Annotated in this window: 17 protein-coding genes; 10 read left to right on the forward strand and 7 right to left on the reverse strand. The window is 73.1% G+C overall.

Going from position 1 to position 24,645, the window contains the following annotated elements:
* Nucleotides 1-91 precede the first annotated feature (91 nt).
* Together ACZ4VK_RS30040 and ACZ4VK_RS30045 are read right to left on the reverse strand one after the other, a co-directional pair.
* Entirely contained in the window at nucleotides 92-1,039 is a 948-nt protein-coding gene (locus ACZ4VK_RS30040) for an aldo/keto reductase (protein ID WP_468358856.1), read from the reverse strand.
* Entirely contained in the window at nucleotides 1,039-1,935 is an 897-nt protein-coding gene (locus ACZ4VK_RS30045) for an NAD-dependent epimerase/dehydratase family protein (protein ID WP_468359497.1), read from the reverse strand. The genes ACZ4VK_RS30040 and ACZ4VK_RS30045 overlap by 1 nt, the downstream gene beginning before the upstream one ends.
* A gap of 67 nt (nucleotides 1,936-2,002) precedes the next feature.
* Between ACZ4VK_RS30045 and ACZ4VK_RS30050 the strand changes: the two genes are divergently transcribed.
* From ACZ4VK_RS30050 to ACZ4VK_RS30065, 4 genes are all read left to right on the forward strand, one after another.
* The gene (locus tag ACZ4VK_RS30050; protein ID WP_468358859.1) at nucleotides 2,003-2,521 is read left to right on the forward strand and encodes an Lrp/AsnC family transcriptional regulator; all 519 of its coding nucleotides are present in this window, start codon (nucleotides 2,003-2,005) and stop codon (nucleotides 2,519-2,521) included.
* Between the two features lie 56 nt (nucleotides 2,522-2,577).
* Complete coding sequence (locus ACZ4VK_RS30055; protein ID WP_468358862.1) at nucleotides 2,578-2,988, forward strand: MerR family transcriptional regulator; 411 nt, start codon at nucleotides 2,578-2,580, stop codon at nucleotides 2,986-2,988.
* Between the two features lie 5 nt (nucleotides 2,989-2,993).
* Entirely contained in the window at nucleotides 2,994-3,332 is a 339-nt protein-coding gene (locus tag ACZ4VK_RS30060; RefSeq protein WP_468358865.1) for a thioredoxin family protein, read from the forward strand.
* Nucleotides 3,333-3,486: 154 nt separating this feature from the next.
* Nucleotides 3,487-5,736: a HelD family protein gene (locus ACZ4VK_RS30065; RefSeq protein ID WP_468358867.1), complete on the forward strand. Its 2,250-nt coding sequence runs from the start codon at nucleotides 3,487-3,489 to the stop codon at nucleotides 5,734-5,736.
* Between the two features lie 58 nt (nucleotides 5,737-5,794).
* Here ACZ4VK_RS30065 and glgB read toward each other — a convergent pair whose 3' ends face one another.
* The 5 genes from glgB to ACZ4VK_RS30090 all read right to left on the reverse strand — a co-directional run bounded on the left by glgB (nucleotide 5,795) and on the right by ACZ4VK_RS30090 (nucleotide 15,185).
* A complete protein-coding gene (glgB, locus tag ACZ4VK_RS30070) occupies nucleotides 5,795-8,044 on the reverse strand; it encodes a 1,4-alpha-glucan branching enzyme (RefSeq protein ID WP_468358870.1) in 2,250 nt (749 codons plus the stop codon).
* Between the two features lie 605 nt (nucleotides 8,045-8,649).
* Nucleotides 8,650-9,999, reverse strand: a complete 1,350-nt coding sequence (locus ACZ4VK_RS30075) for a maltokinase N-terminal cap-like domain-containing protein (RefSeq protein WP_468358873.1) — start codon at nucleotides 9,997-9,999, stop codon at nucleotides 8,650-8,652.
* 245 nt (nucleotides 10,000-10,244) lie between these two features.
* Entirely contained in the window at nucleotides 10,245-11,939 is a 1,695-nt protein-coding gene (gene treS / locus ACZ4VK_RS30080) for a maltose alpha-D-glucosyltransferase (RefSeq protein ID WP_468358876.1), read from the reverse strand.
* Nucleotides 11,936-13,930 (reverse strand): alpha-1,4-glucan--maltose-1-phosphate maltosyltransferase, encoded by a 1,995-nt coding sequence (locus ACZ4VK_RS30085; RefSeq protein ID WP_468358879.1) that lies wholly within the window; start codon nucleotides 13,928-13,930, stop codon nucleotides 11,936-11,938. Before ACZ4VK_RS30085 ends, treS begins: the two co-directional genes overlap by 4 nt.
* A 313-nt stretch (nucleotides 13,931-14,243) precedes the next feature.
* Entirely contained in the window at nucleotides 14,244-15,185 is a 942-nt protein-coding gene (locus tag ACZ4VK_RS30090) for an SDR family oxidoreductase (protein ID WP_468358882.1), read from the reverse strand.
* A gap of 117 nt (nucleotides 15,186-15,302) precedes the next feature.
* On the opposite strand from ACZ4VK_RS30090, the gene ACZ4VK_RS30095 reads away from it, so the two are divergent.
* From ACZ4VK_RS30095 to glgP, 6 genes are all read left to right on the forward strand, one after another.
* The gene (locus ACZ4VK_RS30095) at nucleotides 15,303-16,313 is read left to right on the forward strand and encodes an AraC family transcriptional regulator (protein ID WP_468358885.1); all 1,011 of its coding nucleotides are present in this window, start codon (nucleotides 15,303-15,305) and stop codon (nucleotides 16,311-16,313) included.
* Nucleotides 16,314-16,485: 172 nt separating this feature from the next.
* A complete protein-coding gene (locus ACZ4VK_RS30100; RefSeq protein ID WP_468358888.1) occupies nucleotides 16,486-17,916 on the forward strand; it encodes a 4-hydroxyphenylacetate 3-hydroxylase family protein in 1,431 nt (476 codons plus the stop codon).
* Nucleotides 17,913-19,343, forward strand: coding sequence for an MFS transporter (locus ACZ4VK_RS30105; RefSeq protein WP_468358891.1), 1,431 nt, complete (start codon nucleotides 17,913-17,915; stop codon nucleotides 19,341-19,343). The genes ACZ4VK_RS30100 and ACZ4VK_RS30105 overlap by 4 nt, the downstream gene beginning before the upstream one ends.
* 94 nt (nucleotides 19,344-19,437) lie before the next feature.
* Nucleotides 19,438-20,544, forward strand: coding sequence for a monodechloroaminopyrrolnitrin synthase PrnB family protein (locus ACZ4VK_RS30110; protein ID WP_468358894.1), 1,107 nt, complete (start codon nucleotides 19,438-19,440; stop codon nucleotides 20,542-20,544).
* Between the two features lie 22 nt (nucleotides 20,545-20,566).
* Nucleotides 20,567-21,940 carry an FAD-dependent monooxygenase gene (locus ACZ4VK_RS30115; protein ID WP_468358897.1) on the forward strand — a complete coding sequence of 458 codons (1,374 nt, stop codon included), beginning with the start codon at nucleotides 20,567-20,569 and terminating at the stop codon, nucleotides 21,938-21,940.
* A 133-nt stretch (nucleotides 21,941-22,073) separates the two neighbouring features.
* Complete coding sequence (gene glgP, locus ACZ4VK_RS30120) at nucleotides 22,074-24,635, forward strand: alpha-glucan family phosphorylase (RefSeq protein WP_468358900.1); 2,562 nt, start codon at nucleotides 22,074-22,076, stop codon at nucleotides 24,633-24,635.
* Nucleotides 24,636-24,645: the final 10 nt, after the last annotated feature.

Below are 24,645 nucleotides of genomic sequence, written 5' to 3' on the forward strand. Positions count from 1 at the left end.
GGTGCCCCCACCGCGTTGCCTCCCTCCTCCGCCTTGCGAGGCACGGCACCAGACGCCGCTCCCTGATCCGGCCTGATCGACAAGACACCCCCTAGCGCCCCACGCGCACCCCCAGGCGCCACGCCCGGCCACCGCGTACCCCGGCGGCCGGCCGAGCTGACCGGCCGTTCAACTCCTCCAACTCCTCCGCCCCCAGGTCGAGATCGGCCGCCGCGGCCGAGTCCCGTACCGACGCGGGTCGGCTTGCCCCCGGGATCGGGACGACCGTCTTCGAGCGGGTCAGCAGCCAGGCGAGTGCCACCTGCTGCGGGCTGACCCCGCGGGACCGTGCCACCCGATGGAAGGCCCCGAAGTCGGGGTCCTCCTCCTGGCCGGAGGCGCCGTCCAGAGAGCTGCGCGAGATCCCGCCCAGGGGGCTCCACGGCAGGAAGGCGAGGCCCAGTTCGGCGCAGAGCCGTAGTTCGGGCTCGCTCTCCCGGACGGCGGGCGAGTAGCGGTTCTGTACGGAGACCAGCCGGTCGCCCAGGATCTCGCGGGCAAGGAGGATCTGCGTCGTGGAGACGTTGGAGATCCCGGCGAGCCGGACCGTGCCCGCGTCCAGCAACTCCCGTACCGCGCCCAGGGATTCGGCGTACGGGACGGCCGGGTCCGGCTTGTGCAGCTGGTACAGGCCGATCGGGGTCGACCCGAGCCGTCGCGCCGAGGCCTCCGCCGCCCGCCGCAGGTGCGCGGGCCGCCCGTCCACGGTCCAGCCGCCGTCCGCCGTACGGCCGCGCCCGCCCTTCGTGGCCACCAGGACGTCGTCCGTACGGCCGCCGTACGAGGCGAGGGCCCCGGCCACGAGCAGTTCGCCCTCGCCGGGCGCGCCGCCCGGCGGATGGTACGAGTCGGCGGTGTCGAGCAGGGTCACCCCCGCGTCGAGGGCGGCGTGCACGGTGGCGACGGCCCGTGCCGCGTCCGGCCGGCCCTCGATGGACAGCGGCATCGTGCCGAAGCCGACCGCCCCGACCCGTACGTCACCCAGCGTCCTGAACCGCATCAGCGCACCTCTCCGACCGTCTCGGCCACGGCCCGCGCGAGCCACTCGGAGGAGTGCGAGAAGGAGTAACCAAGGCTGGTGGCACGGGAGTTGTTCATCCCGTACGAGCGGGCGAAGGAGAGCGGCGAGACCTCGCCGACCTCCACCTCGTGGAAGACCGTCCGGCCGCCCACCCGCTTCTCGATCTCCGCGCAGAGGTCGGCGGTGGTGAGCGGGCCGTGGGAGTGGGCGTTCACCGGCCCGGTGAACGCGCCCTCGACCGCCCAGGCGAGGAACGCGGCGATCTCCTCCACGTACACATAGGTCGCCGGGCGGTTCCCCACGGGGACGGCGATCGGTTCGCCCGCCCGGACGCGCCGCGCGTAGTGGTCGAGCCGGCCGGTGAAGTCGTCCTCGCCGCCCAGGACATGGGCCACCCGCACCGACGTCCACGCGAAGGGCGGCTCCGCCGCGAAGACGGCCTCCGCCTGCCGCTTCCCCTCCCCGTAGTGCGTCTCGCGGAACGCGGGGTCGTCCCAGGCGAGGGCCGTGTCGACGGTGACCGCGCCCAGGTCGAGGACGTCCTCGGTGACCGGTGCGGCCGAGTCCTCGTGCTCGTACACCTCGACCGTCGAGGTCATCACATAGCGCCGGGTGCGCGTCCCGAAGACGCGCCGGGCGATCTCCGCCTGACGCGGGGTGTAGCAGACCTGGTCCACGACGACATCGAAGGAACGGCCAGCGAGGACGGATTCCAGAGCGGCCTCGTCGTCGCGGTCGGCGACGAGGTGCTCGATTCCTTCGGGGGCGCCGGAAGAACCCCGGTTGAGCAGGGTGACCCGGTGCCCGGATTCCCTCAGCAGCGCGACGAGCCGCTTTCCGAAATAGCGATTGCCGCCGATGACCAGAACGTCCATCACTTTCCCCTCCCTTGTCCCAGGGCCCCAGTGTTACGTTGATCCGCCGCCGTCTGAAGGGGAGAACATGGGAGTCCGGGCCGTCGCACCGAAGGAACCACGGCCTTCGCGCCCCGCCACCGTCGAAACCTCGGCGGCCGCTTTCGACCCCGTCGACCGGCAGATCCTGGACCTCCTGCAGGGCGACGGCCGGATCAAGCTCAGCGAGCTCGGCCGCCGCGTCCGTCTCAGCCCCGCGGCCGTCACCGAGCGGGTCCGCCGCCTGGAGGCGAGCGGCGCGGTCACCGGCTACGGCGCCCATGTCTCCCCGGCCCGGCTGGGCTACGGCATCCAGGCGTTCATCCGCGTGAACCCCCACGGCGGCTACACCCTGAAGCACCCGAGGACCCTGGAACTGACCGCGCGCCCGGAGATCCTGGAGGTCCACCACGTGGTCGGCGAGGACTGCTGGATCCTCAAGGTCGCCGTCACCGACACCCGCCACCTGGAAGAGATCCTGGAGCAGACCACGGCCCTCGGCAGGACCACGACCTCGATCGTCCTGTCGTCCCCGGTGGAACGGAAGCCCCTGCTGCCGCCCGGCTGAGCACCGCGGGAACGGCCCTTGCCTTGACGTCGGCGTCAAGGCTTACGGTCGTGGACATGCGCATCGGAGAGCTGGCCGAGCGGGCCGGGACCACCACGCGGACCCTGCGGTACTACGAGTCCCGTGGTCTCCTGACCGCCCGGCGTACGGAGCAGGGGTACCGCACGTACGACGAGGACGACCTGCGGCTCCTCCAGCAGATCAGGACCCTGCAGGACTTCGGGTTCGATCTGGAGGAGACGCGGCCGTTCGTCGACTGTCTCCGTGCCGGGCATCCGGCCGGGGACTCCTGCCCCGCGTCGATCGCCGTCTACCGGCGGAAGGTCGCCGAGCTCGACGGCCTGATCGAACAGCTCCAGGCGGTACGCGCCCAGGTGGGCGCCCAGCTGCTGCGGGCCGAGGCGGAGCTGCCGCACGGCCCGGAGCCCCGGTGCGCGCTCGACACGGACACGACGACGGAGGGGTGACGGGGATGACGACGTACACGGAGGGCGTGGCCGAGGTCACGGACGCGGACTTCGGCACGGAGGTGCTGGAGGCCGGGCTGCCGGTCCTGGTGAAGTTCACGGCGGAGTGGTGCGGCCCGTGCCGGCAGCTGAAGCCGGTGCTCGGCGCGATCGCCGCGGAGCAGGCGGGGCGGCTGCGGATCGTCGAGATCGACGTGGACCGCAACCCGGAGACCACGGTGAGGTACGGGGTGCTCGCGACCCCGACCATGATGGTCTTCCGGGACGGGGAGCCGGTGAAGTCGATCGTCGGCGCCCGCCCGAAGCGCCGTCTCCTCCAGGACCTGGAGGACGTACTCGCCTAGCGCGACGGCCGGCCGTTCCGCAGGGCATACGGAAATACCCCGACTAGAATTGACAGTCGGGGTATTTCCTCGCGTATATTGAGGGATTCGTGTCTGGAATCAACACAGGCACAAAGAAGTTCAATAAACGCACTGTATCGCGCCGGGAGTCGAATTGTCAACCGAGGAATTTCGGAACGAACAGCAATTCATCACCGATCTCTACGCACGCCTCGACGACCTGAGGGACGAGGCCGAGGCCGCCGTCGCGCGTGCCCTGCGCACCCCGGGCGTCGGCAGCAACCAGGGCCGGCTCGAACGGGACGTGATGGTCGCCGAACAGTCCGGACTGCTCGCCGCGCTCGACGCGGGCGAGAGCGGCCTCTGCTTCGGCCGTCTCGTCTTCCGCGACGGGCGCGACCACCACATCGGCCGGCTCGGCATCCGCGAGGACGACCCGAACCGCACCCCGCTCGTCGTCGACTGGCGCGCCGAGGTCGCCCGACCCTTCTACCTCGCCACCGGGTACGAGCCGATGGGGCTCTCCCGCCGGCGGCACATCAGCACCCGCGGCCGCACCGTGACCGCCCTCCACGACGAGGTGCTCGACCTCGCCGACGCCACCCGCACCGGCCACGAGAGCCGCGACGCCGACGAGGTGCTGCTCGCCGCGCTCGACGCCGCCCGCACCGGCCGCATGCACGACATCGTGCAGACCATCCAGGCCGAGCAGGACGCCATCATCCGCTCCCCGCACCGGGGCGTCCTCGTCGTCGAGGGCGGCCCCGGCACCGGCAAGACGGCCGTCGCCCTGCACCGCGCCGCGTACCTCCTCTACGCGCACCGCGAGCAGCTGGCCAAACGGGCCGTCCTCATCGTCGGACCCAACCCGGCCTTCCTCGGCTACATCGGCAACGTCCTGCCCTCCCTCGGCGAGACCGGCGTTCTCCTCGCCACCCCGGCCGAGCTCTTCCCCGGCGTCCGCGCCACCGGCACCGACACCGCCCGCGCCGCCGCCGTCAAGGGCTCCGCCGCCATGGCGGACGCCCTCGCCGCCGCCGTACGGGACCGCCAGCAGGTCCCCGAGCGCGGCGAACCGCTGATCGTCCCGCACGAGGACGGCGACCTGGTCATCGACTGGGACATGGCCCTGGAGGCCCGCCACAAGGCCCGCGAGACGGCCCTCCCGCACAACCTGGCCCGCCCCTACTTCGTCTTCCGGATCCTGGACGCGCTCGCCGAACAGCTCGCCGACCGCATCGGCGCCGACCCCTACGGCGGCCCCAACTTCCTCGGCCCCGACGACATCGCCCTGCTCGCCAAGGGCATCGCCGCCAACCCCGAGGTGCACGCCACGATCGAGACCCTCTGGCCCGCCCTCACCCCGCAGGAGTTCCTCGCCGGCTACCTGGCCGAGCCCACCCACCTCCCCGAGGCGGACGCCGCCGCGATCCGGCGCGAGGACGGGCCGTGGACCCCCGCCGACGTGCCCCTGCTCGACGAGGCCGCCGAACTCCTCGGCGAGGACGACTCCGCCGCCCGCGCCGCCGAGGAGGCCGAACGGCAGAAGCAGATCCAGTACGCGCAGGGCGTCCTCGACGTCTCCTACGCCTCCCGCACCTACGAGTTCGAGGACAAGGAGGAGCAGGACAAGGACGCGTCCGAGGTCCTCTCGGCCCACGACATCATCGACGCCGAACGCTTCGCCGAGCGCCACGAGGAGGCCGACCACCGCACCGCCGCCGAACGCGCCGCCGCCGACCGGACCTGGGCCTTCGGGCACATCATCGTCGACGAGGCCCAGGAGCTCTCCGCGATGGCCTGGCGGCTCCTCATGCGCCGCAGTCCCACCCGCTCCATGACCCTGGTCGGCGACCCCGCGCAGACCGGCGACCCGGCGGGCGTCGGCGCCTGGGACCGGATCCTCTCCCCGTACGTGCAGGACCGCTGGGAACTGGTGCGGCTCGGCGTCAACTACCGTACGCCCGCCGAGATCATGGCCGTCGCCGCCGAGGTGCGGCGGGCCGACGACCCCGGGTTCGAACCGCCGAGCTCCGTGCGCTCCACCGGCGTGGAGCCCTGGGACCGGACGGTCGACGACCCGGTCAAGGAGGCCGCCGACGCGGTGGCGGCCGAGCTGCGCGCCGAGGGCAGGATCGCCGTGATCGCCCCGCCGGAGCTGCACCCCGGTCTGATCGCGGCCCTCCCGGACGCCGCCCACGGCCCGGCCCCCGACCTCACCCGGCCGGTGGTCCTGCTCGACCCCCGGCAGGCGAAGGGCCTGGAGTTCGACACGGTCCTGGTCGTCGACCCCGACGCCGTCGTCGCGGGCGCCACACACGGGACCAACGACCTGTACGTGGCGCTCACCCGGGCGACGCAGCGGCTCGGGATCATCCGGACGGACGCGCGGCCCCGCCCGTGACCACGGACGCCCCCGCCCGGGGACGGCGGGGCGGGGGCGTCCGGACGCGGCCGCCGGTTCAGGCCGGCCGCAGCCAGACCGTCGCAAGCGGCGGGAGCGTCATGCGGATGCTCGCCGAGCGCCCGTGGTGCGGCACCGACTCGGTCTTCACCGGGTCGCGCCCCACCACGTCCCCGCCGCCGTACCGGCCGGCGTCCGTGTTCAGGACCTCCGTCCAGGCGACCACCGCGTCCGGCACACCGAGCCGGTAGTCGTGCCGGACGACCGGGGAGAAGTTGCAGACGGCGAGCAGCGGCGAACCGAACGCGTCGAAGCGCAGGAAGGCGAAGACGTTGTCCTCGGTGGCGTCCCCGACCACCCACTGGAAGCCCTCGGGAGCGGTGTCCCGCTCCCAGAGCGCGGGCGTCGCCGTGTACACCGTGTTCAGGTCGCGGACGAGATCCCGCACCCCCCGGTGGTCCGGCTCCGCCCCGTACGCCGGGTCGAGCAGCCACCAGTCCGGCCCGTGGTCCGCCGACCACTCCGCGCCCTGAGCGAACTCCTGCCCCATGTAGAGCAGTTGCTTGCCGGGGTGGGCCCACATGAAGCCGAGGTAGGCGCGGTGGTTGGCGCGCTGCTGCCACCAGTCGCCCGGCATCTTCGACACCAGGGCCCGCTTGCCGTGCACCACCTCGTCGTGGGAGATCGGCAGGATGTAGTTCTCGCTGTACGCGTACACCATCGAGAAGGTCATCTCGTGGTGGTGGTACTTGCGGTGCACCGGCTCCTTCCGCATGTACTCGAGCGAGTCGTGCATCCAGCCCATGTTCCACTTCATGCCGAAGCCCAGACCGCCGAAGCCGCCGGGACCCACCTGGTCCGTAGCCCGCGTCACCCCGTCCCAGGCCGTCGACTCCTCGGCGAACGTGATGATCCCCGGGCAGCGCCGGTACACGGTCGCGTTCATCTCCTGGAGGAACGCCACCGCGTCCAGGTTCTCCCGGCCGCCGAACTCGTTCGGCACCCACTCGCCGTGCTCCCGCGAGTAGTCCAGGTAGAGCATCGACGCCACCGCGTCCACCCGCAGACCGTCGATGTGGAACTCCTGGCACCAGTACACGGCGTTCGCCACCAGGAAGTTCCGCACCTCCTTGCGCCCGTAGTCGAACTCCAGGGTCCCCCAGTCCGGGTGGTGCGAGCGGCGCGGGTCCTCGTGCTCGTACAGCGGACGCCCGTCGAACTCCGCGAGGGCCCAGTCGTCCTTCGGGAAGTGCGCCGGGACCCAGTCCATCAGGACCCCGATCCCGGCCCGGTGCAGCGCGTCGACCAGGAACCGGAAGTCGTCGGGGGTGCCCATCCGGGCCGTCGGCGCGTAGAAGCCGGTGACCTGGTAGCCCCAGGAACCGCCGAAGGGGTGCTCGGTGACCGGCATCAGCTCCACATGCGTGAAACCGAGGTCGCGGACGTACGCCGGCAGCTGCTCGGCCAGCTGGCGGTACGTGAGCCCCGGCCGCCACGACGGCAGGTGCACCTCGTAGACCGAAAGCGGCGCCTCGTGGTGCGGGCGCGCCCCGCGCCGCGCCATCCACTCCGCGTCGTCCCAGGTGTAGTGCGAGGCCGTGACGATCGACGCGGTGTTCGGCGGGCACTCGGTACGGCGGGCCATCGGGTCCGCCCGGAGGGTGTGCGTCCCGTCGGGCCGCGTGATGTCGTACTTGTAGACCGCGCCCTCCCCGATCCCCGGCACGAACAGCTCCCACACGCCCGTCGCACCGAGCGAGCGCATCGGGAGCCCCGTGCCGTCCCAGTGCGTGAAGTCGCCGGTGACCCGCACCCCGCGCGCGTTCGGCGCCCAGACCGCGAAACGGGTGCCGGCCACGCCCTCGTGGGTCATCGGATGGGAGCCGAGCGCCGTCCACAGCTCCTCGTGCCGGCCCTCGCCGATGAGATGCAGGTCGAGCTCGCCCAGGGAGGGCAGGAAGCGGTACGGGTCCTGGACGGCGATCTCGTCCCCGTCGTAGCGGACCCGCAGCTCGTACGCGGGCACCTTGCGGAGCAGCGGAAGGAGCCCTGTGAAGAGGCCGTCGCCCTCGTCGTGCAGCGGGACGCGCTTGCCCTTGGCGAGGACGGTGACCTCCTTCGCCCACGGGCGCAACACCCGTACCACCACCCCGCCGCGCACCGGATGCGCGCCGAGCACGCCGTGCGGGTCGTGGTGCTCACCGGCGAGCAGCCGGGCCCGGTCACCCGGATGGAGCGGTGGCGCCTTGCGGGGCGCGGGGGACTTGGTGGTGCTGCGGGCCGTCTTGCCTGCGGGGCGGGCGGTCACCGGGGGTGCCTCCTAAGGGGTACGGGGTACGGATGCGCAACGGTGGGGTAGGGGGGCGGGACACTCGGCCGAACGGGGGCGGGGGGATTCGCCCAGGCGAGACGCCGCGCGCGCGGCCCCCGGATTGCTCCGAACGTGTCGCCCAACGGGCCAGCCCCCCGCGTTGTGGGCATTCGTTCCGCTGGGGCGGAACGGGTGGGCACAACGGACGGCGCCCCTTGCCGGGCCCAGGCTTCCGGGCCTGAACCCGCACCCGTTGTGCGGCGCGACTGGTGGTGCGGGTCCAGGCACAAGGGGCGGAGGCGCCGCCAAGGGCGCCGTCCCGTGTGCCCACCCGTCCCGCCCCAGCGGGACGATTGCCCACACGGGGGTGGGCGGCGGGAGCCGACGGGTCCCGTTCCGGTGGGACCGGCGACCACGTGGAAGCGGCAGCCACGCGGCGCCGGCAGCCAGGCGGCGCCGGCGGCCGCGCGGGCGGCGGCCGAGGCCCCGGAGCGGTGGGGGTGCCGGCCACGCGGGGGGCCCGGGCCGCGGTGGGGGTGGCGGACGCGCGGGGGGCCCGGGCCGCTGAGGTGGTGGGGCGCGGCGGGGCGGCGGGTGGCCGGTCATCGCGGGGTTGCCAGGCGTTCGATCGCGGACATCGGGACCGGCAGCCAGTCCGGCCGGTGCCGCGCCTCGTACACGACCTCGTACACCGCCTTGTCCGTCTCGTACGCGTGCAGCAGCGCCGGATCCGCACGGGGATCCGCCCCCGCCACCTCCGCGTACCCCGTGCAGTACGCCGCCCGGCACCGCGCCGCCCACTCCGCGTTCCACGGCCGGTGCGTGCGGGCCGCGTAGTCGAAGGAGCGGAGCATCCCGGCCACGTCGCGGACCGTCGGCTGGGGGCTGCGCCGTTCGTCCAGCGGCTTCGCCGGCTCGCCCTCGAAGTCGATGACGGCCCAGCCGCCGTCGGCCCCCCGCAGGGTCTGCCCCAGGTGCAGGTCGCCGTGGATGCGCTGGACCGTGTCGCCGCCGGCCGCGCCGCTCGCCGCCGCGAAGACGGCCCGCAGGCCCGGCACGTGCGGCAGGAGCGCGGGCACGGCCTGCGCCGCCGCGTGCAGCCGCCGGTCCATCGCGGCCGCCAGCTGCTCGGTCTCGGCACGGTCGAGCCGCCGGGTCGGCAGGGCCTGGGCGAGCGCGAGGTGCACCTCGGCGGTGGCCCGGCCGAGGTCGTGCGCCTCGGCGGTGAACTCCCGCCCGTCGGCGAGCGCGTCGAGCGCGAGCCGCCAGCCGTCCCGGGAGTCCCGCAGATAGGGCTGGAGGACTCCGAGGGTCGCGGCCCCCGACTCGAACCAGGCGACCGGCGCCGGGACCCGCGCGCAGCCGGCCCCGGCGAGGGCGAGCGGCAGCTCCAGGTCGGGGTTGGCGCCGGGACTGACCCGGCGGAAGATCTTGAGGATGAACGAATCTCCGTAGACGAGAGACGAGTTGGACTGCTCGGCGTCGAGGACTCGGGGTGCGAGCGCGGCGGGCAGGGCGGTGGTGGCGTGGAAGCGCAGGGGGCCGGTCCGGCCCGGGGTGCGCAGCCGCTCGTAGAGGAGGCCGGCGAGCCGCGGGTCGCGCAGCCCTTCGTAGACCGCGCGGCCGGCGAGCGGTCCCTGCCGGATCCGCCCGATCAGGGCGGGGGCGAGACGGGGCGGGAGCTGGCTCCGTACGCCCAGGAGCAGTTGGTAGCAGTCGGTGGGTGTGCCGGGCGGGCGGCTCGGCTGCTCGACCCGTACAAGCAGATGCAGAAGGCCGGGTCCCGCGCCGTCCAGGGGCAGCAGCTCGGTGGCCGCTTCCAGCGTGAATCCGGTGACCCGGCGGCCCTTGCCCGCGAACCAGCGCTGCCGTGGCAGCCATTCGTGGAGCAGGGGGGCGAGGGACGGAAGGAGGGCGTCCGGGGCCCGGGTGGTGGATGCGGTCTCCAGCATGGCATCGCGTCCTTTCCCCGGGGCGCGCAGTTGGCTGTCGTATGCGTTCAAATGCGCAGAGTGTCCCGGATGGCGGCTAGAGCTGTCCGGATGTGCGGGACGTGTCGGAGGGGAAGATCCGTATGGGCCCGGCAAGAAGGCCCGTATGGACCTGAATCGTGACGATGAACGTGTGTGGGTCACAGTGCCCAGAGTGGGACGGGGGAAACCGTCCCACGCCGGACGAGAACCGAACTGACCGGCGGTCAGCCCTTCTTGAGACGGAACCAGTAGAAGCCGTGTCCCGCAAGGGTCAGGAGGTACGGCAGCTGTCCGATGGCCGGGAACTTCACGCCGCCGATGAGTTCCACCGGGTGCGTGCCGTCGAAGCGGCGCAGGTCGAGTTCGGTCGGCTGCGCGAACCGCGAGAAGTTGTTCACGCAGAGGACCTGATCGTCGCCGTCCTCGCGGAGGAAGGCGAGCACCGCCGGGTTGGACGCCGGGAGTTCGGTGTACCGGCCGGTGCCGAACGCCCGGTACTGCTTACGGATCTCGATCATCCGCTTCGTCCAGTGCAGCAGCGAGGACGGTGAGGCCATGCCCGCCTCGACGTTGGTCACCTGGTAGCCGTGGACGGGGTCCATGATGGCCGGAAGGTAGAGCCGCCCCGGGTCGCAGGAGGAGAAGCCCGCGTTCCGGTCGGGCGTCCACTGCATCGGGGTGCGGACGCCGTCCCGGTCGCCCAGCCAGATGTTGTCGCCCATGCCGATCTCGTCGCCGTAGTACAGCACCGGCGAGCCGGGCAGCGAGAAGAGCAGGGCGGTGAAGAGCTCCATCTGGTTGCGGTCGTTGTCGAGGAGCGGGGCGAGCCGGCGCCGGATGCCGATGTTGGCCCGCATGCGCGGGTCCTTGGCGTACTCGGCGTACATGTAGTCGCGTTCCTCGTCCGTGACCATCTCGAGCGTGAGCTCGTCGTGGTTGCGCAGGAAGATGCCCCACTGGCAGCCGGAGGGGATCGCCGGGGTCTTGGCGAGGATCTCCGAGACCGGGTACCGCGACTCCCGCCGTACGGCCATGAAGATGCGCGGCATGACCGGGAAGTGGAACGCCATGTGGCACTCGTCGCCGCCCGAGCCGAAGTCGCCGAAGTAGTCGACGACGTCCTCCGGCCACTGGTTGGCCTCGGCGAGCAGCACCGTGTCCGGGTAGTGGTCGTCGATCTCCTTGCGGACCCGCTTGAGGAAGGCGTGGGTGGCGGGGAGGTTCTCGCAGTTGGTGCCCTCCTGCTGGTACAGGTACGGCACCGCGTCGAGCCGGAAGCCGTCGATCCCCAGGTCGAGCCAGAACTTCAGCGCGGAGAGGATCTCCTCCTGCACGGCCGGGTTCTCGTAGTTGAGGTCGGGCTGGTGCGAGAAGAACCGGTGCCAGTAGTACTGCTTGCGGACCGGGTCGAAGGTCCAGTTGGAGGACTCGGTGTCGACGAAGATGATCCGGGCGTCCGCGTACTGCTTGTCGTCGTCCGCCCAGACGTAGTAGTCGCCGTACGGTCCTTCCGGGTCGCGCCGCGACTCCTGGAACCAGGGGTGCTGGTCGCTCGTGTGGTTCATGACGAAGTCGATGACCACGCGCATTCCGCGCTGGTGGGCCGAGTCGACGAACTCGACGAAGTCGGCCAGGTCGCCGAACTCGGGCAGCACCGACGTGTAGTCGGCGACGTCGTAGCCGCCGTCCCGCAGCGGGGACTTGAAGAACGGCGGCAGCCAGAGGCAGTCCACGCCCAGCCACTGGAGGTAGTCCAGTTTGGACGTGATGCCCTTCAGGTCGCCGACGCCGTCCCCGTTGCTGTCCTGGAAGGACCGGACGAGGACCTCGTAGAAGACGGCCCGCTTGAACCAGTCGGGATCACGGTCCTTGGCGGGGGTGTCCTCGAAGGTGTCGGGGACGGGCTCGTTGACAGTCATGATGTGGGTGACCCTCCGGTCTGCGGGGACGGTCGCAGGACGAGGACGTGCGCGGGTGTGACACCCGGCTCTAGGCGCACGTAACTGGCCCTGCCCCAGTGATAGGTCTCGCCGGTGAGCTCGTCGCGCACCGGCACGGTCTCGTGCCAGTCGAGGCCGAGTACCGGCATGTTCAACGAGACCGTCGCCTCCTGGGTGTGGTGCGGGTCGAGGTTGACGACCACCAGAACGGTGTTCGAACCGGAGCGCTTGCTGTACGCGATCACCTGCGGGTTGTCGGTGTCGTGGAAGCTCAGGTTCCGCAGCCGGCGCAGGGCCGGGTGACGGCGCCTGATCCGGTTCAGGGCCGTGATCAGAGGGGTGATCGTCGCGCCCGACCGCTCCGCCGACTCCCAGTCGCGCGGCTTCAGTTGGTACTTCTCCGAGTCCAGGTACTCCTCGCTGCCGTCCCGCAGCGGGGTGTTCTCGCACAGCTCGTACCCGGCGTACACGCCCCAGGTCGGCGAGAGCGTCGCGGCCAGCACCGCCCGCACCTCGAACGCCGGACGCCCGCCCTCCTGGAGGTAGGCGTGCAGGATGTCCGGGGTGTTCACGAAGAAGTTCGGCCGCATCTGCGCCGCCGTCTCCCCGGACAGCTCCGTCAGGTACTCGGTGAGCTCCTCCTTCGTGTTCCGCCAGGTGAAGTACGTGTACGACTGCTGGAAGCCGATCGCGCCGAGCGTGCGCATCATCGCCGGCCGGGTGAAGGCCTCCGCCAGGAAGATCACGTCCGGGTCGGCCCGGTTGATCTCGCCGATCACCCGCTCCCAGAACACCACCGGCTTGGTGTGCGGGTTGTCGACGCGGAAGATCCGGATCCCGTGGTCCATCCAGTGCCGGAGGACCCGCACGGTCTCCGCGACGATCCCGTCCATGTTGTCGGGGGCCCTGTCGAACGCGATCGGATAGATGTCCTGGTACTTCTTCGGCGGGTTCTCCGCGTACGCGATCGAACCGTCCGGACGGTGGTGGAACCACTCCGGGTGCTTCTCCACCCACGGATGGTCCGGGGAGCACTGGAGCGCGAAGTCCAGGGCGATCTCCAGACGCAGCTCCCGCGCCCGCGCCACGAAGGCGTCGAAGTCCTCGAAGGTGCCCAGGTCCGGGTGGAGCGCGTCGTGCCCGCCCTCCGGGGAGCCGATCGCCCACGGCACGCCCACGTCGTTCGGCGACGCCGAGAGCGAGTTGTTGGGGCCCTTGCGGTGGGTCTCGCCGATCGGGTGCACCGGCGGCAGGTACACCACGTCGAAGCCCATCGCCGCGATCGCCGGAAGCCGCTCGGCCGCGGTACGGAAGTTCCCGGGAACCGTACGCCCCTTGACCTTCCGCACGCCCTCCGAGCGCGGGAAGAACTCGTACCACGAGCCGAACAGGGCACGCTCCCGCTCCACCCGCAGCGGCAACGCCGGGGACGAGGAGAGGAGTTCGCGCAGCGGATGGCGGTCGAGGGCCTCGACGACCCGGGGGCTGAGCGCCGCCGCGAGCCGCGCGGCGGCCGGCCGGGACACATCGCGCAGCGCGTCCGCGGCGGCGAGCACGGACTCCCGGCCGCCGCCCTTCTTCGGGACGCCCTTCGCGGCCCGCTCATGCAGCTCGGCGCCCTCGGCGAGGACCAGTTCGGAGTCGATCCCGGCCGGGATCTTGATCCTCGCCGTATGGCGCCAGGTGGCCACCGGATCGCTCCACGCCTCGACGGTGTACGTCCAGAGGCCCTCGGCGTTCGGGGTGACCTCGGCACCCCACCGGTCGGTGCCCGGCGCCAGTTCGCGCATCGGGGTCCAGGGGCCGGGGCGGCCCGAGGGGCCGCGCAGCACGACATTGGCGGCGACCGCGTCGTGGCCCTCGCGGAAGACGGTCGCCGTCACCTCGAAGGTCTCTCCGGCCACCGCCTTCGCGGGGCGCCGACCGCAGTCGACCAGCGGGCGGACGTCCAGTACGGGAATGCGTCCCATGAGCGGATTCACAGCATCACCTGACGGGTTACGGGGGTGCGGGTGGTGGTGCGCTCTTTCTAGCTCCGACGACGGCCGGCGGGTTGCGGGCATGGCCGCTCCTGTCCGCGTTCACTCGGATGGCGGGTCCACAGGGATGAAGAGGGGTACGGGCAGACGGGTTCGGGGGACGTACCGGAGGAGCCTTCCCCAGGTCCCCGGGTGGGCAATCCAGACGCTTTGTTAACTACTAGGGCGTAGCCCCACCGGCAAGCGCGGGACCCGGACAAGAAGACGGCCCCGCCCTTGTGGGGCGAGGCCTGATTCCGGTCCGTCAGGGGCGTGGCATGGCGTCCGGTTCGTCCGCGTCCGTCGACCAGATCTGCCACGGCTGGCGGGCCACCCACTCCTCCACGGGGGCCGGTTCGAGGGCCAGGACCTCCGTCGACACCCCGTCGTCGTCCGCCATCAGGAGCGGGTCGGCGCCGCTCGCCATGTAGTGGTAGATCCCGGCCACCCCGGCCGCCGTCTCCGGGCCGAGGAGCTGGGCGAGCCCGCGCTCGAAAGCGGCCGGATCCAGCTCCTCGTACCGCACCGCCCGGCCCAGACCCCGGCCGAACGCCGCCGCCAGCTCGCCGCCCGTCAGGGAGCGTTCGCCGCCGATGTCGAAGGTCCGCCCCTCCAGGCCCTCCCCGGTGAGCGCCGCGAGCGCCGCCTCCGCCAGACCCCGGTGCGAGAGCCACGCCGTCCGCGCGGACGCCGGCAGCGGATAGGCGAGCACGCCCTCCTCGACCAGGGCCGGGCCGTTCCACGGCGAGAACAGGTTGTCCAGGTACACCGGCGGCCGGATCACCACCAGCGGCACCCCGCTCTCCCGCAGCACGCTCTCCACGAGCCGCCGCGTCTCGAACGCGGCGACGTCCGTCGGGCCCAGCGGGATCCGGGTGTTGGCGTTGAAGACCAGACGGACCGTCCCCGCCTCCAGGGCCGCCTCCGCCACGTTCCGCGCGTACGCCTCGACCAGCTCGGCCTCGTACACCAGCGGCATCGTCACGAACGCGTGCGTCGTCCCCTCGAAGAGCCGCCGCACGTCCTCCGGCCGCCCCAGCTCACCGGCGAGGAAGTGGGCACCGGGCAGCGGCGGCCGGTCGGCCGCGGCGCGCCGGGTCAGGGCCCGCACCCGGTGGTGCCGCTCGGCGAGCAGGCGGGAGACCGCGCCGCCCTGGAACCCGGTCGCGCCCACGACCGCCACCCTCATCGGAATCTCATTGGACATGTCTCTCTGAGGCCCTTCGATAGACTTCGGCCGCTGCCGTGCCGGCGTCATCAAGGCTCGCCGCGGCGGCTTCGGCCGTTCAATTAACAAACCGGGGCGGAAGTTGAAGGATCGTCCATGGACACCGTGGGAACCGACCGTCACGCACATCTCGCCGTCCAGCACGGCACACCGCACGGCGAGCAGGAAGACGAGCAGGACGACCTGCTGAGCGAACTGCTCAAACCCCTCCGTCTCACCGGCGTCTTCGACAGCCGCTGGCACGTCCGCGCCCCCTGGGCCATCGAGGGCGACGCCGAGCGCAGCTGCGCCGTCCTCCACTACGTCGTCGAGGGCGAGTGCTGGATCACCACCGACGAGGAGACCCCCGTCGAACTGCACGCCGGAGACCTCGTCGTCTTCCCCACCGGCGCCGCACACCGCCTCTCCGACCGGCCCGAACGCCAGGGCGTCCCCCTCAAGGCCGTCCTGCCCGAACGGCAGCCCGGCACCTCCGGCGAGATCGTCATCGACGGCAGCGGGCCCGCGAGCCGGCTGCTCTGCGCCGGACTCCACTACGACGCCAGCGCCGCCACCGGCCTCTACACCTCGCTGCCCTGGGCGCTCGTCCTCGACGGCGCCCAGGTCGACCGCGAGCCGCTGCTCCGCGACACGCTCCGGCTGCTCGCCGCCCCCGACCGGCCCGTCGGCCCCGGCGACCGGCTCATCACCCTGCGCGCCTTCGAGATGGCCCTGGTCCTCGCGCTCCGCCCGCTGCTCCGCGAACTCGCCGTGAACCCGGCCTCCCTGCCGCTGCTCGGGCACCCGGCGATCAGCCGGGCCGTCGTCATGATGGCGACCCGCTTCGCCGAACCGTGGACCATCGACTCCCTCGCCCGGGAGGTCGGCATGTCCCGCTCCGCGTTCACCGCCGCCTTCCGCGACCTGGTCGGCGAGTCACCGGCCCGGTACCTCGCCGCCCGCCGGATGCAGGAGGCCGGCCGGCTGCTCACCGAGACCTCGCTCCCGCAGTCGGCCGTCCCCGCCCGCGTCGGCTACCAGAGCGCCGTCGGCTTCCACCTCGCCTTCCGCAAATGGTTCGGGGTGACCCCGGGGGAGTACCGCTCGGGAGTCGTCCGGGCGGCCTGAGCGGCGGTGGCCCGACCGGTCCGCACCCCGGCGGACCCGCCGACCTGACATCTTCGGGGGCCCCTGGACGGTTCTTAAGGACCCCTGGCCGGACGTTCATTGTCCGGCCGGGCCGCCCCGGACAGGCTCGGGACCGGCAGAGCCGTGACACCCGAGGAGAGGCGACACACCGGTGACGAGGTCCGGGCAGGAGTATCTGGAGGGGCTGCGCGACGGGCGCGCGATCTGGCTCGACGGGGAACGGGTCAAGGACGTCACCGCCCACCCCGCCTTCCGGTCCACCGCGGCCTCCTTCGCCGGGCTCTACGACCTCGCCGACGACCCCGTGCACCACCCCGTCCTCGTCCAGGGCGGGGTGCGCCGCGCCTACGCCGTGCCCCGCTCCTACGAGGACCTCGTCGCCCGCCGCCGCGCCTTCCGGACGACGGCCGAGGCGAGTTACGGCTTCCTCGGCCGCACCCCCGACTACATGGCCGCCGGAGCGGCCGGGTTCGCCGCCGCGCCCGCCGTCTTCACCGGCGAGACCTTCGACGGCGCCGAGCACGCCCTGGCCTTTCACCGCAGGCTCGCCGAGGGCGACCTGCACACCGCGTTCACCCTCACGAACCCCGGCCCCGGCCACGACGGCGACGACCTCACCCTGCGGGTCGTCGCCGAACGCGACGGCGGGATCGTCGTCAGCGGCGCCAAGACCATCGGCACCGGCGCGGTCTTCGCCGACGAGATCCTCGTCGGCACCATCGAACCGCTCGCGGCCGACGACACCGAGCACGCCCTGACCTTCTCCTTACGGCCCGACACCCCCGGCCTGAGACTGATCTCCCGCACCTCCTACGAGGAACGCTCCCGCTCCGTCTTCGACCATCCGCTCTCCAGCCGGTACGACGAGAACGACGCGATGCTCGTCTGCGAGGACGTCTTCGTGCCCTGGGAACGCGTCCTCACCTACCGCGACCCGGCCACCACCGGCGCCGTCTGGTGGCGGACCCCCGCCTATCTGAACTTCGTCCACCAGTCCGCGACCCGCTTCTGGACCAAGCTGGAGTTCCTCACCGGACTCGCGATCCTCATCACCCGCTCCCACGGCACCGAGAAGCTGCCGCCCGTCACCCAGGCCGTCGGCCGCCTCCTCGGCATGGTCGCCCAGGCCAAGGCCTTCGTCCTCGCCGCCGAGGCCTCGTACGAGGAGGTCGACGGCGGGCGCGGCGGCGTACGCCCCGGGCAGGACATCTCCTTCGCCCAGCGGATCATGGCCGGCGAGCTCTACCCGCGCGCCGTCCAGGACATCAAGCTCCTCGCCGGCGGCGCGCTCGTCCAGCTCCCCGCGAGCGGCCGGGACCTCCTCCACCCCGAACTCGGGCCGCTGGTCAGCCGTTACTTCGGGACCCCGGGGCACCCCGCCGAGGACCGCGTCAAACTCCTCAAACTCGCCTGGGACGCCCTCGGTTCGGAGTTCGCCGGCCGCCACGAGCAGTACGAGCGCTTCTACCACGGAGCCCCGCACGTCTACCTGACCATGCAGACCTGGGCCGGGGCCGCCGAGCGGTGCGAAAGCCTCGCCCAGGCCTGTCTCGACGGCTACGGCCTGGGGACGGCCCGGTGACGGCACCACCACCGGGGCCCCGCCGTGGGGCGCTCGCGCTGCTCGCCTCCACCCAGCTGCTGCTCATCATGGACACCGCGATCGTCAACGTCGCCTTGCCCTCCGTCGGCGAGGACCTCGGCTCCGGTTCCGCGGGCCTCTCCTGGGTCGCCAACGCCTACCTCATCACCTTCGGCGGACTGCTCCTCCTCGGCGGCCGGGTCGCCGACCTCCTCGGCCACCGGCGGGTCTTCCTCGGCGGCCTCGGCCTGCTCGCCGCCGCCTCCGCGCTCGGCGGCCTCGCCCCGGGCGCCGACGCCCTCGTCGCCGCCCGCGCCGTCCAGGGCGTCGGCGCCGCCCTCGCCGCGGCCGCCGCCTTCGCCCTGCTGCTCCTGCTCTTCCCCGACGGCCCCGCACGGCACAGGGCGCTCGGCGCGTTCGCCGCGATGGGCGGCCTCGGCGGAGTCCTCGGCACGGTCCTCGGCGGCGTCCTCACCGACCTCCTCGGCTGGCGCTCCACGTTCTGGCTGAACGTGCTGCTCGCCGCGGTGCTCGCCGTCCTCGCCCTCCGGGTCCTCGACGACCGCACCGGCCGCCTCCGCCACGCCGGATTCGACCTCGCCGGGGCGCTCACCGCGACCGCGGGACTCGGGCTCGTCGCCTACGCGCTCGTCGGCGCCGCGGAGGCCGGGTGGCTGTCCGCCCGCACCCTCGTCGCCGGGGGAGCGGGCGCCGTGCTGCTGCTCGCCTTCGCCGCCGTCGAGACCCGGGCCGCCGCGCCGCTCGTCCCGCTCACGGTGCTCGCCCGGCCGGCGCTCCGCCTGGCCAACGTCCTGGCCGCGCTCGCCCAGACGACGCTGTTCCCGATGTTCTTCCTGGTCAGCCTCCACCTCCAGAGCGTCCTCGGGTACGAACCGCTCGGCGGCGGCCTCGGACTGCTTCCGCTGTCGCTCGTCGTCGTCGCGGTCGCTCCGCAGACCGGCCGGATCATCTACCGGATCGGCCTGCACCGGACCATGACCCTCGGCTTCGTCCTGCTCTGTGCCGGCACCCTGTGGCTCGGCCTGGCGCTCAGCCCGGACGGCACGTTCGCGAGCACCGTCCTCGCCCCCAGCCTCCTGATCGGCGCCGCCCTGCCCCTCGTCATGGTCACCACCAACGTGGCGGCCACCGCGGAGGCCACGGCCGAGGAGACCGGCCTCGCCTCCGGACTCGTCAACACCAGCCAGCAGTTCGGCTCCGTCCTCGGCCTCGCCGTCCTGGTGGCCGTCGCCACCACCCGCACCGGGGCCATGGACGCGGCCCGCGCCGCCGCCGAGACGGCGGGCCACCGCGCCGCCCTGCTCACGGGCGCGGCCTTCGCCGCCGCGGCCGCCCTCCTCTCCCTCCGCCTCCACCTGCCGAGACAGGCCCCCGCCGCGGGCGACCGGGTCGCGCACCCGCTCTGACGCCCGGCCGGCACACCTCCCCACGATGCCCACCACCCCCGGCGAGCGAGCTGCGTCTCCGGCGCACCGAGCCCCGAACGAAAGGAGTGCCGTCGTGTTCGGCGACCGGCGCCATCGGACCGAAGAGATACGCGCCGCCGACCCGCTCGGCGCCGACGCCGTGCTCGCCGCGGTGCCCGCGATGAACGCGGCCGGCGACGTGGCCGCGCTGACCGTCGCCCTGCGCGCCCTGGTGCCCGACCTGGACCGGGCGGCCGAGTGGTGCGTCGGCGGCGCCCTCGCGGCGATGCGGGACCTCGGCATCCTCCTCGGTTCGCTGAAACGGCACGGCGTGCAGCCGCTCACCGTCGTACCCGAGGCGCTCCCCGTCCTCGAACTCCTGGGCCGCCGCACCGACATGGTGCCCCGCGACACCGTCCACCACTACACGACCTGGAACCCCGTCGGCGCCCGCCGCCGCTCGTACACCGGCCATCCGACGGAGGCGGTGCTCCAGGAAGCCGTACGGATGGTGTTCCCCGGCCTGGTCGCGGCACTCGACGACTGCGGCCGCGTCGCCCGCCTCGAACCGTACGACCCGGGCTTCGCCGCCGCCCTCGACCGGGTGGCCCGCCATGTGGCGGCGATCGTCGAATCGATCGACCTCACCGTGGCGCGGGTGTCACCCGAGTACTTCGCCGTGACCCTGCGTCCGTACTTCGAGGAGATCGAGGTCGGCGGCCGTGACTACCTCGGCCCGGCCGCCGCGCAGGTGCCGCTCTGGCTGGTCGACCTGACGCTCTGGCAGTGCGACCGCCCCGACCCCGCCTACGACGCCTTCCTCGACGAGTCGGTGCCGTACGCCCTGCCGTCCTGGCGCGCCTTCCGCGACCGGCACCGGGGCGGGGTGTCGGCGGTGAGCAAGCTGTCGGCCGCGGTGAGCTGGGAGGGCGCGGACCGGCTGCCGCCCTCGCTCACCGCCTCCGCGGAGGCGCTGGGCCGGGTGCTGCGCCTCCTCAAGACCTTCCGGGCCCGGCACCTCGGCATCGCCCGCAAGGCGTACAGCGAGGACGTGCGCCTGTACGAGGAGGGCAGCGGCGGGGCCCCCGTCGCGCTGCTGCGCTCGATCCTGGACCTGACCAGGGAGAACGAGACCATGGTGCGCCGCGCGACCGTGCGGCGCCGTCCCGCAGTGGCCCCTGTCGGGCCGTCGGCCGCGTAGCGGCGCCGAAGGAGCAGTCGAGATGTTCGCCCGCACCCCGTCCCCCCGTACCACCAGCCCGTACGGACCGGGCTTCACGCCCGGCTACGGGCAGAGCCCGCACGTGGTGATCGCCGGCGGCGGCATCGCCGGCCTCACCGCCGCCCTCGCCCTGCACGCCGCCGGATTCGAGCGGGTGACCGTCGTCGAGGCGGCACCCGCGATCCGCCCGGCGGGCGCCGGGCTCAACCTGATGCCGAACGCGGTCCGCGAACTGGACGCGCTCGGCCTGCTCGACGCCCTGGAGGCGGGCGCCCTGCGCACCCGCGAGCTGCGCTACTACCACCGCTCGGGCGGGCTGATATCGAGGGAGCCGCGCGGGATCGCCGCGGGCTACCGCTGGCCGCAGCTCTCGGTCCACCGCGGGCACCTCCAGCAGGTCCTCGCGGGGGCGGTACGGGCCAGGCTCGGTCCCGCGGCCCTCGTCACCGGGGTCCGGGTGACCGGTGTGGAGCCGCTGCCCGACGGGCGGCCGCGGCTCCGTCTCGAACACCGTGCGGGCGCCGTCCGCGGCCGGGCCTCGCTCGAACCGGACGTCCTCGTGGGCGCGGACGGCATCCGCTCGGTCGTGCGGGCGGCCCTCTCCCCGGGGGAGGGCGGGCCTCCGTGGAACGGGATGCTGGTGTGGCGGGGGGTGTCCCGGATGCCCGCGCGGGCGGTGGGCTCGTTCATGCTCATCGCGGGCGACGACCGGCAGAAGGCCGTCGTGTACCCGATGAGCCGGCCGACCGGCCAGAGCCGGGAGGTCCTGGTGAACTGGGCGCTCGCCCGGCCCGCGGAACCCACGTGCGCATCGCCGGAGGAGCGGCTCCGGGGCGACTGGGACCGGGCCGTCCCCGTGGAGACGTTCCTCCCGTTCTACGAGGGCTGGGAGTTCGACGGCGTCAGCGTCCCCGACGTCCTGCGCGCCGCCGACACCGCCCATGTGTACCCGATGGTCGACCGCGACCCCCTGGACCGCTGGACCCACGGCCGCACCACCCTCATCGGCGACGCCGCCCACGCCATGTACCCCATCGGCTCCAACGGGGCCACCCAGTCGATCGTCGACGCGCGCGCCCTCGCCCACGCCCTCGCCCGGCACCCCGACCCCGCCGAGGGCCTCGCCGCGTACGAGAGCGAACGCCGACCCGTCACCACCGCGCTCCAGCGCGCCAACCGGGAGCTCGGCCCCGAGGTCGTCATCGAACTCGCGCACGCGCGCGCCCCCCAGGGCTTCACCGACATCCACGAGGTCATCCCCGCAGAGGAACTCGCCGCCATCTCCGGCCGGTACGCCGCCACGGGCGCCTTCGACCCGACGACCGTCAACCAGGGCTCCCCGTACGAGGTGCCCCTCCCCGCCGTACCCCGGTGACGGCCCGCGCACCACGCCGCCCCCCGCGCGCCGTGGCCGCGCCGAGTCCCCTGCCCTAACGTCGGTGCGGAACGACGGACGCACAGCGTGGTGCGTCCACTCCGCTCCGTACTCGCCTGCCAAGGTGGACAGCGTGAAGGCAATCCGTCGATTCACCGTGCGTCCCGTCCTCCCCGACACCCTCCGACCCCTCGCCGACCTCGCGCACAACCTGCGCTGGTCCTGGCACGAGCCCACCCGAGCCCTCTTCGCCTCCCTCGAACCGGCCGGCCCGTCGGCGGCGGCCGGCACCGACCCCGTGCGGATCCTCGGCACCCTCGAAGCCTCCCGGCTCGCCGCGCTCGCCGCCGACCAGGAGTTCCTGGCCCGGCTGCGGGCCGCCGCCGACGACCTCGACACCTATCTGCACGCCCCCCGCTGGTACCAGCGGCAGTCCGGCGCCCCCGCGGCCCTCGCCTACTTCTCGCCCGAGTTCGGCGTCACCGCCGCCCTGCCCCAGTACTCCGGCGGCCTCGGCATCCTCGCCGGCGACCACCTCAAGTCCGCGAGCGACCTCGGCGTCCCCCTCATCGGCGTCGGCCTGCTCTACCGGCACGGCTACTTCCGGCAGTCCCTCGGCCGGGACGGCTGGCAGCAGGAGCAGTACCCCGTCCTCGACCCCGGCGAGCTGCCGGTCACCCTGCTCCGCGAGGCCGACGGCACCCCCGCCCGGATCACCCTCGCCCTGCCCGGCGGCCGCAGCCTCCACGCCCACCTCTGGATCGCCCGGGTCGGCCGGGTCCCGCTCCTCATGCTCGACTCCGACGTCGAGGAGAACGCCCCCGGCGAACGGAGCGTCACCGACCGGCTGTACGGCGGCGGCAGCGAGCACCGGCTCCTCCAGGAGATGCTGCTCGGCATCGGCGGCGTCCGCGCCGTCCGTACGTACACCCGGCTCACCGGCACCCCGGACCCCGAGGTCTTCCACACCAACGAGGGCCACGCCGGCTTCCTCGGCCTCGAACGCATCCGCGAACTCCAGCGCGAGGGGCTGGACTTCGACAGCGCCCTGGAGACCGTCAGGGCCGGGACGGTCTTCACCACCCACACCCCCGTCCCCGCCGGCATCGACCGCTTCGACCGGAGCCTGGTCGCCCGCCACCTCGGCGAGGACGGCGAACTCCCCGGCGTCGACATCGCGCGGATCCTCGCCCTCGGCGACGAGACCCCGCTCGGCGGCGAACCCGGCCTCTTCAACATGGCCGCCATGGGCCTGCGCCTCGCCCAGCGCGCCAACGGCGTCTCCACCCTCCACGGGGCCGTCAGCCGGGCCATGTTCGCCGGCCTCTGGCCGGGCTTCGACGCCGAGGAGGTGCCGATCACCTCGATCACCAACGGCGTCCACGCCCCCACCTGGGTCGCCCCCGAGGTCGGCCGGCTCGGCCCCGACGCCACCGACCGGGAGCTGTGGGAGCTGCGCCGCACCCTCCGCGAACGGCTCGTGACCGACGTACGGGAGAGGCTCCGGGCCTCCTGGCGGCAGCGCGGGGCCGCCGCCGCGGAACTCGGCTGGACCGAGTCCGTCCTCGACCCCGACGTCCTCACCATCGGCTTCGCCCGCCGGGTCCCCTCGTACAAGCGGCTCACCCTCATGCTCCGCGACAAGGACCGGCTGCGGGCCCTCCTCCTCCACCCCGAGCGGCCCGTGCAGCTCGTCGTGGCCGGCAAGGCCCACCCCGCCGACGACGGCGGGAAGCGGCTCGTGCGGGAACTCGTCCGCTTCGCCGACGACCCCCGGGTCCGGCACCGGATCGTCTTCCTGCCCGACTACGGCATGGCGATGGCCCGCGGCCTCTACCCCGGCTGCGACGTCTGGCTCAACAACCCCCTCCGCCCCCTGGAGGCCTGCGGCACCAGCGGCATGAAGGCGGCGCTCAACGGCTGCCTCAACCTCTCCGTCCTCGACGGCTGGTGGGACGAGTGGTTCGAGCCCGACTTCGGCTGGGCCATCCCCACCGCCGACGGTGCGGCCGCCGAGGACGAGGACCGCCGCGACGACCTGGAGGCCTCGGCCCTCTACGAGCTGATCGAACGCCGGGTCGCCCCCCGCTTCTACGACCGGGGCCCCGACGGCGTGCCCGCCGACTGGACGGCGATGGTCCGGCGCACCCTCGCCGACCTCGGCCCGAAGGTGCTCGCCGACCGGATGGTCCGCGAATACGTCGAACGGCTCTACGTGCCCGCCGCCACCGCCCGCAGGGCGCTCACCCCGGACCGCGCCAGGGACCTCGCCGCCTGGAAGGCCCGGGTCCGGGAGGCCTGGCCCAAGGTGACCGTCGACCACGTGGAGATCGGCGACGGGCTCGCGGACGACCTCGCGGACGCGGAGCTCGGCGCGACGCCGGTCGTCCGGGTCCGGGTGGCGCTCGGCGCCCTCGGCCCCGACGACGTCGAGGTACGGGCCGTCACCGGCCGGGTCGACGCCGACGACACCCTCACCGACACCCGTACCGTCCCGCTGAAGCCGGCGGGCGGCGCGGACCTGGAGGGCAGGCTGACCTACGCGGGCACCCTGGAACTCGACCGCACCGGCACCTTCGGCTGCACGGTCCGCGTCCGCCCCGCCCACCCGCTGCTCGCCCACCCGGCCGAACTCGGTCTGGTGGCCGTGCCGGAGGAGTCGACGGGGGAGGGGGCGGGGGTGCTCCTCAGATAGGGGCTCCCGG

Source organism: Streptomyces sp. NPDC028711 (assembly GCF_055565415.1).

Bases quoted from the DNA above. Each gene is read 5' to 3' on its own strand.
- ACZ4VK_RS30045 (WP_468359497.1), bottom strand. From the start codon at position 1,935: ATGGACGTTCTGGTCATCGGCGGCAATCGCTATTTCGGAAAGCGGCTC.
- ACZ4VK_RS30095 (WP_468358885.1), top strand. From the start codon at position 15,303: ATGGACACCGTGGGAACCGACCGTCACGCACATCTCGCCGTCCAGCAC.
- ACZ4VK_RS30075 (WP_468358873.1), bottom strand. From the start codon at position 9,999: ATGCTGGAGACCGCATCCACCACCCGGGCCCCGGACGCCCTCCTTCCG.
- ACZ4VK_RS30040 (WP_468358856.1), bottom strand. From the start codon at position 1,039: ATGCGGTTCAGGACGCTGGGTGACGTACGGGTCGGGGCGGTCGGCTTC.
- ACZ4VK_RS30055 (WP_468358862.1), top strand. From the start codon at position 2,578: ATGCGCATCGGAGAGCTGGCCGAGCGGGCCGGGACCACCACGCGGACC.
- ACZ4VK_RS30060 (WP_468358865.1), top strand. From the start codon at position 2,994: ATGACGACGTACACGGAGGGCGTGGCCGAGGTCACGGACGCGGACTTC.
- ACZ4VK_RS30090 (WP_468358882.1), bottom strand. From the start codon at position 15,185: ATGTCCAATGAGATTCCGATGAGGGTGGCGGTCGTGGGCGCGACCGGG.
- treS (WP_468358876.1), bottom strand. From the start codon at position 11,939: ATGACTGTCAACGAGCCCGTCCCCGACACCTTCGAGGACACCCCCGCC.
- ACZ4VK_RS30115 (WP_468358897.1), top strand. From the start codon at position 20,567: ATGTTCGCCCGCACCCCGTCCCCCCGTACCACCAGCCCGTACGGACCG.
- ACZ4VK_RS30050 (WP_468358859.1), top strand. From the start codon at position 2,003: ATGGGAGTCCGGGCCGTCGCACCGAAGGAACCACGGCCTTCGCGCCCC.
- ACZ4VK_RS30085 (WP_468358879.1), bottom strand. From the start codon at position 13,930: ATGGGACGCATTCCCGTACTGGACGTCCGCCCGCTGGTCGACTGCGGT.